Annotated in this window: 8 protein-coding genes; 4 read left to right on the forward strand and 4 right to left on the reverse strand. The window is 40.5% G+C overall.

Annotated elements, in window-relative coordinates; translation table 11 throughout:
* Positions 1–11: 11 nt before the first annotated feature.
* Positions 12–1,886, reverse strand: coding sequence for a sensor histidine kinase (locus tag C1A09_RS14940; protein ID WP_370448218.1), 1,875 nt, complete (start codon positions 1,884–1,886; stop codon positions 12–14).
* Positions 1,887–2,038: 152 nt separating this feature from the next.
* On the opposite strand from C1A09_RS14940, the gene C1A09_RS14945 reads away from it, so the two are divergent.
* On the forward strand, positions 2,039–4,180 hold the full coding sequence (locus C1A09_RS14945) for a Tex family protein (protein WP_101545819.1): 2,142 nt from the start codon (positions 2,039–2,041) through the stop codon (positions 4,178–4,180).
* Here C1A09_RS14945 and C1A09_RS14950 read toward each other — a convergent pair.
* Positions 4,113–5,003 (reverse strand): CPBP family intramembrane glutamic endopeptidase, encoded by an 891-nt coding sequence (locus C1A09_RS14950; protein ID WP_101545825.1) that lies wholly within the window; start codon positions 5,001–5,003, stop codon positions 4,113–4,115. The two genes, C1A09_RS14945 and C1A09_RS14950, sit on opposite strands and share 68 nt — an antisense overlap.
* Before the next feature lie 121 nt (positions 5,004–5,124).
* Between C1A09_RS14950 and C1A09_RS14955 the strand changes: the two genes are divergently transcribed.
* Positions 5,125–6,171, forward strand: coding sequence for a leucine-rich repeat domain-containing protein (locus tag C1A09_RS14955; RefSeq protein WP_101545828.1), 1,047 nt, complete (start codon positions 5,125–5,127; stop codon positions 6,169–6,171).
* Between the two features lie 127 nt (positions 6,172–6,298).
* On the opposite strand, the gene C1A09_RS14960 is transcribed toward C1A09_RS14955, so the two are convergent.
* A complete protein-coding gene (locus C1A09_RS14960; protein ID WP_101545831.1) occupies positions 6,299–7,915 on the reverse strand; it encodes an ABC-F family ATP-binding cassette domain-containing protein in 1,617 nt (538 codons plus the stop codon).
* Positions 7,916–8,229: 314 nt separating this feature from the next.
* Here C1A09_RS14960 and C1A09_RS14965 point away from each other — a divergent pair, with 314 nt between their 5' ends.
* Together C1A09_RS14965 and dnaJ are read left to right on the forward strand one after the other, a co-directional pair.
* Entirely contained in the window at positions 8,230–8,856 is a 627-nt protein-coding gene (locus tag C1A09_RS14965; protein WP_101545919.1) for a nucleotide exchange factor GrpE, read from the forward strand.
* 12 nt (positions 8,857–8,868) lie between these two features.
* Entirely contained in the window at positions 8,869–10,035 is a 1,167-nt protein-coding gene (gene dnaJ, locus C1A09_RS14970) for a molecular chaperone DnaJ (protein WP_101545833.1), read from the forward strand.
* A gap of 76 nt (positions 10,036–10,111) precedes the next feature.
* Here dnaJ and C1A09_RS14975 read toward each other — a convergent pair whose 3' ends face one another.
* Positions 10,112–13,249 (reverse strand): cyclically-permuted mutarotase family protein, encoded by a 3,138-nt coding sequence (locus C1A09_RS14975; RefSeq protein ID WP_101545837.1) that lies wholly within the window; start codon positions 13,247–13,249, stop codon positions 10,112–10,114.
* Positions 13,250–13,256: the final 7 nt, after the last annotated feature.

Below are 13,256 nucleotides of genomic sequence, written 5' to 3' on the forward strand. Positions count from 1 at the left end.
TATCATGTATTTTATAAATCTAACGGATGAGTGAAAATAAATCTCGCTCCCTTAGTATAAGTAGAGTCTATCCAAATTTTTCCACCCCATTTTTGTACAGTCAACCGGCAAATTGATAAACCTAATCCCGTTCCCTGAGCATATTCATTTAGTTTCTCAAAACGCTCAAAAACCTGTTTTTGCTTTTCCAAAGGTATACCACAACCGGTATCTGATACAGAAAAGACAGCCATACCACAACCTTTATCCAATTTTAAATTCAAAGTGATGATGCCTTTTTCTGTAAACTTATCTGCATTTGAAAGAAGATTGATAACAACCTGCTGCAAACGCTGTATATCCGTACGCATTTCCAATATTTCCAGATCAGACTCAAATATCAGATGATTAGAAGATCTACGTGCCTGCACTACCGAAGCCAACGCTTGACGACAAACTTGCACAACATCGCACTTTTCCATTGAAAAGTTTACCCTACCTGCTTCAAGACGCGACACATCCAGAATGTCATTAATCAGCCGTAGCAGCAAATCCGAATTAGTTTTGATAATATCGAAATATCCCCTTTGCTCTTCCAAAGAAGTATCGCCGGCAGAGAGTACGTCTGAAAAACCGACAATAGCATTTAAAGGTGTACGTATCTCATGACTCATATTGGCAAGAAAAGCACTCTTCAACCGACTGGACTCTTCAGCTTTATCCTTAGCTTCTCGCAAAGCCCCTTCGGATACTTGCAACTCGTCCTTCAATTTCTTGGTGTGGTAATAGAAATAGAGCGAAACAAACAAGCCGGCAAGCAATATGACCAAAATAGAGAATACTCCCCAAATCTGGAATTTATACTGTTCATAAAATGATGGAGCCACATTCACTATCTTTACGGGTACAGACAAAAAAGAGATATCAAGTTTTCTCTCTTTGATAAGTTTGCCATCTACCAACGCTTCATTGGGAATGACCTCTATCAGATTATTTTCATCGTGGGGATTGGATAATAACTGTATGGCCTGACGTGCCATGCCTTTACCTAACGCTCTGTATATAGGGACAATTCCACCTACTGCCCAATATCCTATACCAATCGAAGTGATGGAAAAAACCGGCAGCCCGGGAGCCGCTTCCATCATGGCATAAGTAGCGTTCCGCATAAAATAGCCATCATTCATATCTACTCGCCACGTACCCAACAGTAGGGCTGTGTTAGCAGGCAGTGCGTGAAGTTTGTCACTGATTGTATAAATAGTATTTACACGCCCATCCAAAAGGATAAGATTCAAATCGGGAAAGTTCTTCATTTCTTCTATGACATGCGCCTGCAAAGTGACACCCCCATAACTGTTATCTGATATAAACGCGATATTCCGGGTAGCCGGATACATCTTTTTAATCATCCGGACATTGGCTTTAACGTCATAATCATACATAAAACCCGCTTTAATAGGCAAACCCTGAAAATCCTCAAAGAAGTCCAAAGACTCAGGCATCCATGTCTTCAAATCCACCCCTTGTTCCGGTAATTTTATTATGTTGCGGCTCGTCAACGACGTAAGTACAGGAATATTTCCACGGACGGACTCCTCCACCGATAGATAGGCAGCCCAAGCTTCCTGCCCTATAAGAACAATCAATACAGGTTCTTTATTGCCTTTATATTTCGATAATAATTCTGTCATTCTCCGTTTCCACAAAGTGGATTCTGAGAAACTTTTACAGTTCATATTCTCCAATACGACTCCATTTTTACCTCCCAGACGCTGAAATTCTTCTATAAAATCAGAAATATTACCCGAAGTTTGGCGCGCGTCCGGATTATAGGAACTGATAATCAATACAGGATGTTCACCCATCATGGAGAAAGCAGACAAGACGGGAAAACAAAGTGCCATAAGTATTGACAGAACTCGATGGAATATATGTTTTGATTGATTCATTCAACAACTTTGTAACTGGTACAAAGATATAATAAAACTTATAAAGATATAGAAAAAAGATACTTTTTCGTACATTTGCTCTCTATTATCAATATCATTTAATTGACATGACACAAATTTTTCACAACATAATATCTGCCACTCTTGGGATATCTGAAAAACAAATCGGGCAGACTTTACATTTGTTAAACGATGGAGCTACCATTCCATTTATCAGTCGTTACAGAAAAGAAGCAACAGGCGGATTGGATGAAGTACAGATTGAAGCCATCCAAACTCAGTATGAAAAACTGAATGAAATCGCTAAACGTAAAGAAACCATCATCAATACTATCCGGGAACAAGAAAAGATGACACCTGAGTTACAGAAACGTATCGATGAAACATGGGACAGTACTGTGCTCGAAGATATTTACTTGCCTTATAAGCCCAAACGCAAAACACGCGCGGAAGTCGCACGACAAAAAGGATTGGAACCGCTTGCCACTTTATTGATGTTACAGCGAGAGCCTCATCCGGAGAAGCGTGCTACCGATTTCGTCAAGGGTGATGTAAAAAATACAGATGACGCATTAAAAGGAGCACGCGATATCATCGCCGAACAAGTGAGTGAAAATGAGCGTGCAAGAAACACATTACGAAATATTTTCTCGCGCCAGGCAATATTAACAGCCAAAGTTGTAAAGGGTAAAGAGGAAGAAGGTAACAAATACCGGGACTACTTTGATTGTTCCGAATCATTAAAACGTTGCAGTTCCCATCGCCTACTCGCCATTCGGCGTGCAGAATCCGAAGGTATACTGAAGGTAAGTATCAGCCCGGATGATGATGAATGTTTGGAACGTCTGGAACGACAATTCGTGTTTAATCATAATACTTGTGGACAACAAGTGACCGAAGCTGTACAAGATGCTTACAAACGCCTGTTGAAACCTTCTATTGAGACAGAATTTGCAGCACTGAGTAAAGAACGTGCCGATGAAGAAGCCATACGTGTGTTCACAGAAAACCTGCGTCAACTACTACTTGCTTCACCACTGGGACAAAAACGAGTAATGGGCATCGATCCCGGTTTCCGTACCGGATGTAAGGTGGTATGTTTGGATGCCCAAGGAAATCTTTTGCACAATGAAAATATATATCCACATCCACCGGTGAACAAACCGAAAGAGGCCTTTTCAAAATTACAAAAGATGATAGAGGCTTACAAGATAGAAGCAATTGCCATCGGTAACGGAACTGCCAGCCGTGAAACGGAGGATTTCTTAAAACAACAGACATTCAATCTCAATATCCAGATTTTCATTGTAAGTGAACAAGGAGCATCCATTTATTCTGCGTCTAAAATAGCAAGGGATGAGTTTCCCGAGTATGATGTAACCGTACGCGGTGCGGTATCCATTGCCCGCAGACTGATGGATCCGTTGGCAGAACTCGTAAAAATAGAGCCTAAATCTATCGGAGTGGGACAATATCAGCATGATGTAGACCAAACTAAATTAAAAAGATCACTGGATCAAACAGTAGAAAACTGTGTAAACCAAGTAGGTGTAAACCTAAATACGGCCAGCAGTCATTTGTTGACCTATATATCCGGACTCGGTCCGCAACTGGCGCAAAACATCGTAAATTACCGAACTGAAAACGGAGCTTTTGCTTCCCGTAAGGAATTATTAAAAGTACCCCGTATGGGAGCAAAAGCATTTGAGCAATGTGCCGGTTTCTTACGTATTCCGGAAGCAAAAAACCCATTGGATAACACGGCTGTACATCCGGAAAGTTACTACATTGTAGAACAGATGGCGAAAGATTTAGGATGTACCGTAACAGAGTTGATTACCAACAAAGAATTACGACTGAAGATACAACCGGAACGATACCTTTCTCCCACCGTAGGTATGCCTACCCTGAAGGACATACTTCAGGAATTGGATAAACCCGGACGAGATCCTCGCGGTCCTATCAAGATATTTGAATTTGACAAGAATGTGCGTACCATCAATGACTTGCGTATCGGTATGGAACTTCCAGGTATTGTAGGCAATATTACCAACTTCGGTGCTTTTGTCGATATAGGCATCAAGGAAAATGGTCTGATACACCTCTCCCAACTTGCTCAAAGATACATATCAGACCCGAATGAAATAGTTTCCATTCATCAGCATGTCCGTGTAAAGGTGCTTAGTGTGGATCCTGACCGCAAGAGGATACAGTTGACGATGATTGGAGTGGAACAAGAAACTTTATAATAACCACTGTCCCAATTATCATAAGTATCGTGCAAATTATAGATCCTTCAAATCCGAAAGAACCACCATTCATTATATTGGCTTCGGGAAAATGCAGGGTCAGTAAGCTAGTACCAAATTTGTTGCCACTGACTTCATAACCTAATATTGGGCCTTGCAGCCAATTCCAGAACCAGTGTAAAGCAATAGGAAAACAAAGATTACGGGTATATAGATAGGATGCCCCTAAAAGAATTCCTGCCAACACAATGTTGAGGAACGGCAGAAAAGCAAAATTAGGGTTTGCGATGTGTATCAATGAAAAAAGGATGGAAGAAATGAGAAGTGCCCAAAACTTGTTCACACCTGCATCCAGCAAACGCCCCAAGACAAAACCGCGTAAAGCCAGTTCTTCTGTGATGCCTACCAAGAGAAAAAACATCAAAGTCATCAGCAAAGTAGATAGTTGAAAGGTTATTCCTGTTACCTCTACCACGCCTACAAGTAGAGAAAACCCAAAACCTATCATATAAAGTACAAAAGCGAACAAAGTTCCACCCAACCAATCTTTCCAACGTCCTTTCAAAGAAAGTCCTAAACCGGTAAGCGAGAGCCCACGAAACCGCAATACAATCCATGCTGCCAAAAACACACCGATCAGCATGATCGTTTCATTTATCATGAGAAAAGGAATGTTCTCCGCCATATCTGTACCCTTCAGTTTATCAAACAGGACTCCAAAAGGTATAGTGATAAACATCATTATAATAAATGCAAGCACTATAAACATGATAATATCTACTGCGGCAAGTCCTACACGTATCTTTTTAGTCATTGCTTCCATAAACAAAATCGGATATAATTGATTAATATCCGACAAAAATAACAATAAAAAGAAAAAACATTAGTAATTCTTTGCATATTCTCGCTATATTTGAAGCACTTAATTAATCTGAATTCAAAACATGAGCCTAAGAAAAATACTATTAGTCACTGTTGGAATGTATTTCATGCTGAATGTCTCCGCACAGAATTCCAAAAGATATTATGTAGCCAAACCGGGTACTTTAGTTGAAATGTTGACTGAAAATGAAGCCAACCAAATAACTCATCTTACACTGCAGGGTAAGCTGAATGCTATTGACTTCCGCCACTTAAGAGACAAATTCAAAAATTTGCAGATATTGGATATTTCTACCGCATCCATCAGTATGTATGCCGGAAAGAACGGCACGCATCCTGACCGTTTTTATGTTTATCCCGCCAACTGTATACCTTCGTATGCCTTCTGTACGCAAGTCAACGACAGTACATTCACAGGAAAGACATCGCTGACAAGAGTGATTATATCCGACAAGACTAAAAACATTGAAGATGGTGCATTCAAAGGTTGTACCAATTTGAAGATCTGCCAGATCCGAAAGAAAACTCCTCCCAATTTACTGCCCGAAGCATTGGCAGACAGCATAACAGCCATATTTGTACCACTAGGCAGTAGTGACTCTTATCGTCGTGGGAAAAGATGGGAAGCATTTGCATTCATCGAAGGAGAACCGATAAGTATTACTGTACAAATAGGGATGATGGGAAGCTTGGCAAGTGAACTTATTCAGAAAGGTATACAACCCAAAGATGTGAATTTTCTCACTGTGGAAGGTAAGATGGATGAAGCCGATTTCACTTTGATACGCAACTATATGCCCAATCTCGTTTCTATTGATTTATCGAAAAGTAATGCCACAATAATTCCCGACTATACTTTTACACAAAAGAAATATCTACTAAACATCTCCTTGCCTCATGCTTTGAAAAGTATCGGACAACGTGCCTTTAGCGGTTGTACCCGTTTATGCGGTACCATAATATTACCTTCCAGTGTAACAGCTATTGAATATGGAGCTTTCATGGGCTGTACCAACTTGCGTAAAGTACTTGCTACAGGAAACAAAATTACGACCCTTGGGGATAATATTTTCGGAGAAGAAGAAGATAAATTGATTTATAAACAATAATTCAAGCACGGACTACGCGGATTTTTTATTTAACCAATAATATCGCAGTCTGTACCCCCCGTAATCCGTGCCCCAAAATACATTATCTTACCGGAGCGCGAATGCCATCACGCCCCTAAGTTCATATTTATTCCCCGTACATCCGTGTTTTCAATTCCTTGATATGGTCGGAAGTGATATACTCATCATATTCCATCATCTTATCAATGATACCATTCGGTGTTAATTCAATGATACGGTTTGCTACAGTCTGAATAAATTCGTGGTCATGAGAGGAGAACAGAACATTCCCTTTATAAATCTTCAGATTATTATTGAAAGCCTGAATAGATTCCAAATCAAGATGATTGGTAGGTGTATCTAAAATCAGACAGTTGGCATTACGCAATTGCATACGTGCAATCATACAGCGCATTTTTTCACCTCCCGACAGCACACTGGCTTTTTTCAAGACCTCTTCACCAGAGAAAAGCATACGCCCAAGAAAACTCTTCATATACACTTCATTTCCTTCACCAAACTGACTCAACCAATCTACTAAATTCAAATCGGTATTGAAAAAGTCTGTATTATCCAATGGTAAATAAGCTGTGGTAATCGTAACACCCCAGTTGAAAGTTCCCGCATCCGGTTTTATGTTACCATTGATAATCTCAAACAAAGCAGTCATAGCACGTGGGTCATGTGAAAGAAATACAATTTTATCCCCTTTTTCAACGTTAAAGTTTACATCACGGAACAATACCGTACCATCTTCCAAGGTCTTCGTCAAACCCGACACTTCCAATATCTGATTACCCGGTTCACGCTCCGGTGTAAAGATAATGCCTGGATATTTACGGGAAGACGGTTTGATTTCTTCTATATTGAGTTTCTCCAGCATCTTCTTACGGCTGGTAGTCTGTTTACTTTTTGCTACGTTGGCACTGAAACGGCGAATAAACTCTTCCAACTCCTTCTTCTTCTCTTCAGCCTTGGCCTTCTGATTCTGCTGCTGACGAAGAGCCAACTGACTGGATTCGTACCAGAAGCTATAATTACCGGCAAAAAGATTGATTTTTCCATAGTCAATATCCACCGTATGTGTACAAACAGAATCGAGGAAGTGACGGTCGTGACTCACTACCAACACTGTATGCTCAAAATTAGAAAGATACTCTTCTAACCAGCTTACGGTATCCATGTCCAAGTCATTGGTAGGCTCATCCAGCAACAAGTTATCCGGGTTACCATACAAAGCCTGTGCCAACATGACACGCACTTTTTCTTTATTATTCAGTTCACCCATCAATACATAGTGCTTGTCTTCCTTAATACCCAATCCACTAAGAAGGGCAGCCGCATCACTTTCGGCATTCCATCCATCCAGTTCTGCAAACTTTTCTTCAAGCTCAGATACCTTCAAGCCGTCTTCATCGGTAAAATCTTCCTTCGCATATAACTCTTCACGCTGTTTCATAATGTCCCACAACACCGTGTGTCCCATCATTACAGTATCCATCACTGTAAAAGCATCCCACTTAAAGTGGTCTTGGCTCAAAACAGAAAGACGTTCACCCGGTCCTAACATAATAGACCCGGTAGTCGGATCTAAATCTCCCGAAATAGTCCGTAGGAAAGTCGATTTTCCGGCACCATTGGCACCAATAATTCCATAACAATTACCACTTGTAAACTTCAGGTTTACATCATTGAACAACACTCTTTTACCAAACTGTACCGAAACATTCGAGACTGTAATCATCTTTATATTTACGATTTAATTATGATTTACTATTTTGAAGTTGCAAAGATACGAAATAATACTCTAAATCAGGCTACAACAAGTTAACTTCTTGCATCAGATGAAGTTAACTAACTATACACAATGAAGTTAACTAACTGCATCTTATTCAGTTAACATTATACAAATGCGATATTAACTTCCTATTTATAGAATATTTCGCTGTCAATCTGACATAAAAGTACTACCTTTGCAACGTTTTCGACGAAAACAGTCTTTTTGGCAAAGTTTTTGCAGAAGAAGTGGTATCATATTAACTTAAACCCTTGACAACAATGAAAACAAAAACATTTTATAAGAATAATAAGCATAACAATATGAATTCTAAAGAAAAAGAAACCAACAAAGAAGAAGAATTGAAAGCTCAGGCTGTTCCCAATGAGGAAGAGACAATTGAAAAAGAAACTTCCGAAAAAGAAGAGACACCTTTGACCGAAGAAGAAAAGCTGAGTCAGGAGTTGGAAAAAGCCAATCAGGAAATTGAAGAACAGAAAGATAAATATCTGCGTTTGTCTGCTGAGTTTGACAACTATCGTAAACGTACAATGAAAGAAAAAGCTGAACTTATACTGAATGGCAGTGAAAAGAGTATCAGTAGTATTCTTCCTATCGTAGACGATTTTGAGCGTGCCATCAAAAACATGGAAACAGCTACTGACGTTGCTGCCGTAAAAGAAGGCGTTGAACTTATCTACAATAAGTTTATGAATGTATTGGGACAGAATGGTGTAAAGGTTATTGATACCAAAGAACTCCCTCTTGACACAGACTATCACGAAGCAATTGCCGTAATTCCGGCACCTGACGAAGCACTGAAAGGTAAAATTCTGGATTGCGTACAAACCGGTTACACGCTAAACGACAAAGTCATCCGCCACGCCAAAGTAGTGGTTGGAGAATAACATAAAAGTTATATGGAAAAAAGAGATTATTACGAAGTATTGGAAGTCGAAAAAACAGCATCGACAGAAGAAATAAAAAAAGCTTATCGTAAAAAAGCCATTCAATATCATCCGGATAAAAACCCGGGTGATAAAACGGCGGAAGAGAAGTTCAAAGAAGCGGCAGAAGCATACGATGTATTAAGTAATCCGGACAAACGTGCCCGTTACGACCAATTCGGCCATGCCGGACTGGGTGGCGCTGCCGGCAATGGAGGGCCGTTTGGTGGTTTCAGTGGCGGTATGTCCATGGATGACATTTTCTCCATGTTCGGTGACATTTTTGGCGGACACAGCAGTGGATTTGGCGGTTTCGGCGGATTTGGCGGTGGTAGTGCCCAACAACGCCGTTATCGTGGTTCGGATTTGCGGGTAAAGGTAAAACTGAACCTGAAAGAAATCTCTACCGGTGTTGAAAAGAAATTTAAACTGAAAAAATATGTTCCTTGCAACCATTGCCACGGAACAGGTGCCGAAGGTGACGGAGGTGCAGAAACTTGTCAGACTTGTAAAGGTAGTGGTACGGTTATACGTAATCAACAAACCATTCTCGGTACTATGCAGACACGTGCCACTTGCCCCACATGTGGTGGTGAAGGTAAAGTTATCAAGAATAAATGTAAGGAATGTGCCGGTGAAGGTATCGTTTACGGTGAAGAAGTAGTATCTGTAAAAATTCCCGCAGGCGTAGCAGAAGGTATGCAACTCTCCATGAATGGTAAAGGTAATGCCGGTAAACATAATGGTGTACCAGGCGATCTTCTGATACTCGTAGAGGAAGAAGCTGATAAAGAGTTAATCCGTGACGAAAATGACCTGATATACAACCTTCTCCTCAGTTTCCCAACAGCAGCTTTAGGTGGTGCAGTAGAAATCCCTACTATTGACGGCAAAGTGAAAGTAAAGATCGAATCGGGTACACAACCGGGTAAAGTTCTTCGCCTGCGTGGTAAAGGTTTACCCAATGTAAATGGATATGGGACCGGTGATTTATTGGTAAATATCAGTGTATATGTTCCTGAAACTCTAAACAGAGAAGAAAAGAAAGTTCTTGAAGAAATGGAAACATCGGATAATTTCAAACCGAATACATCAATTAAAGAAAAGATTTTCAAAAAGTTCAAGAGTTTATTCGATTAAAATAAATTCTACTATAAAATCGTCAAAAGCGGGATAATAATTATCCCGCTTTTGACGATTTTATAGTATTAATTTCCTATTTCTCCAATCGAATTCTAGTGATCTCCGGAGTACGTATGCCCGGTTTCAGTTCGCCATTAATATAGAACAAGTCTTTACCCCATACCACACATGCAGCGCCTGCTCGAGCTGTAGCGGGAATACATTCTATAGTTTGCCATTTCTCACGATGAGTATTATAGGCAAGTAAAAAACAATTAAAACGATACCATTCTACCGGATGTGATAAATAATCTGGAGCAGGTTTTCGAAGTGCTTGCAAGAAAATATCTTTATTCACCCCTCCCATACAAAGAATCAGACTATCTCCCCAAGCAACGGCAGTACCTCCTCCTAATGAAATCGTTTCTCCCTGCCTATTTACAGGAGCAGGCAAAGATGTCCATTTTCCTGAATTCGGCGAATACACATACCCATCCAGTGACAATGAAGCTGGAGAACCTCCCACCCCAACCGCAAAACCACCCCATAGATAAAAAGCCGGACGACCTGTTACATCAGTTTGCACTGCACACACCGGTTGTATACGGGGAAGACCGGGAAAATCCGGAAGTTTTTGCCAACCTTCTAAAAGTTTTTCCAAATTCAGACAATAAAAAACATTAGATGGTTTACCATCTTTATTACCTCCGGCAATATATACTGTATTACCTAAAATACAACCCGACATATTATCCAATGCACATGGTAAAGACGGCAATACTTCTATAAGCACTTTTTTATCATTCTCCATACTAATGCGATATACCGTATTCAATGTCCCTTCAGCATTCATACCTCCTACACAAACAATTCCATCCGAAGTAGAAACCGACACTCCATAAGCCACAGGTTGCGGAAATTCCCCTACCTTTCGCCAAAAGAACACAGAATCGTCCGAAAGTTCTGTAACATAGATATCCCGATAGAACTCTTTGCTTCCTCCATCCTTGGCGGATTTTTTTGGAAAGTTACATCCGCCGGCTATCAAAAGCCACCCATCTGTAACCCCTGCAAAACAGGCAGAAACCCCTTTCGCAAAATTCTTATCCTTTTCTGGAAAACCCTTCATAGCCTGTATATCCACTACATTTACATATGCAGAAATCGCTTCTGCACGGAAAGTAGAAGCAGGTAGTCCAGCAGCATTTACCAAATTCGCACGAGTAAACGGTTGCCACCCATAACGTACATAGCGCGGAGATTTTAAATTCTTACTATACACTTTCAGACAATTATTTTCCACCTCTGCAATAGCCGGTTCAAACAGTCCATCTATTTCGGCCACTTCAAATGTACGCAACGCTTTTCCATCAGCGCTATGCATTCCTTCCCCATAATCAAAAGAGACATATACTGCACCATTCCGGAACTCGGCACTACGGAACAAAGGCCCGGAGGGTACTATATGTTTCCAACCATACGTTTTGTTTAATGCCCAATAAGCCAATCGTTCCCCAATAGGTCGCTTGTCAGTAGGATGCACATTCAAAGAGTCTCCTTTATCACTGGACACCACCATCCCTGTATTCCGGATATCCTTCATCAAACGACGTTGGCTGTCACGAAACCAAGGCCATGACGGACGATCGATACTTGAAAGCTGTACATAATAAAAAGGCATCTCTGAATTCGACCAGTTTTTACGCCAACTTTCCACCAGAAGTTTAAAAAGTTTTTCGTGCACATCTTTATTATGCGCATTCGATTCTCCCTGATACCAAATGACTCCTTTCAACGGAAATTGCCTCAAAGGACGAATACCTGCCTCAAACAAATAACAAGGCTCATAAGGATGACGTTGCCGGTTATTTTCTGATTTCCGCACATTCAAAGCCGCTCTGCCACGTACCCAATCTTGGATAAAATCATTTTTTGTCCAATTCCTCAATATTGCAGGGAACCGATACTCCAGTGTATTACGGTCAATCCAAGCTTCTGCCGGTGAACCTCCAACAGCATTACAAATCAATCCGACAGGAACTTTCAAACTGTCCTGTAACATTTTACCAAAATAATAGGCTATAGCAGAAAAGTCTCTTGCGGATTGCGGAGAGACAGTTTCCCACTTTGTATCTTTATAGTATTGCAAACTATTCAACGAATCAAGTACGGTACTCTCCCATTCTACGGCATTCGTACGCCAACGCGCTTTCATATCAAACAATCGTATCCTACTATTAGTAGCTAACGGAATATCCTGTTTCCCGGAAATGGCTTCTTTCATCATAAATTCCATATTAGATTGTCCCGAACATAACCAAACTTCACCTGCCAATATATCCTTATATTGCAAGGTTGTTTTCTGACCATCCGTTATAGTCAATGTATAAGGTCCTCCTGCAGAAAGCGGCAACAAAGTTACTTCCCAATGTCCGTCACTACCCACTTTTACTGTTTGCTTTTGCTTAGCTATACTCACTGTCACCATTGCTCCGGCATTAGCCATACCTTGAATATGCAACGGAATATTACGTTGTAAAACCATACTATCCGTATAAAGCATGGACATCTGCAGTCCGCCAAAATCACCGGTTATCGCTGAATAAACTGTTTCCGCCAAAATTCTGGCTCCTGCCGGATTAGGATGCACTGCATCCGGAAACATAAAAGGATAAGGATATAATGGTTTCTCAAAGTCGATGAGTTGCACATCTGCAAACCGAGCTACAGTTTCGATGGCTTGCTGTATTTCCCCTCGCCAATCACGAGTACCGGATTCAAAACGCTGATGACGATCTGAAATGGGAGTCAGTCTAGCGATAAGAATTCTACATTGAGAGGACTTAGCCTTGAATGTATGTATCAAGTCCAAATAGTCTTTCACAAAACTATCCCTATAATTAGGCCAATTACGTGGATCTGTATCATTAATTCCCAAATGGATTACCACAATATCGGCAGTAAACTCTATAGCCTGTTGATATTCCTTTTGTAAAATATAAGGACGATGTCCTTTAGCCAACAAGGTAGTTCCTGATTTTCCAAAATTCGCTACTTCATAGCTATCTCCTAAAAGTTGTTGTAACCGTACAGGATAAGCTTGTGTATCACGGTCAGGCAGAGCTGCACCATATGTAATGCTATTTCCCACACAAGCTACTTTAATACGTTTCTGGGCATATCCACTGATTACACCCATCAACAACAAGAAAAGAATTATTATCTTTTTCATACATAAA

Origin of the sequence: Bacteroides cutis (assembly GCF_900241005.1) — a bacterium.
Taxonomy (GTDB): Bacteria; Bacteroidota; Bacteroidia; order Bacteroidales; family Bacteroidaceae; genus Bacteroides; species Bacteroides cutis.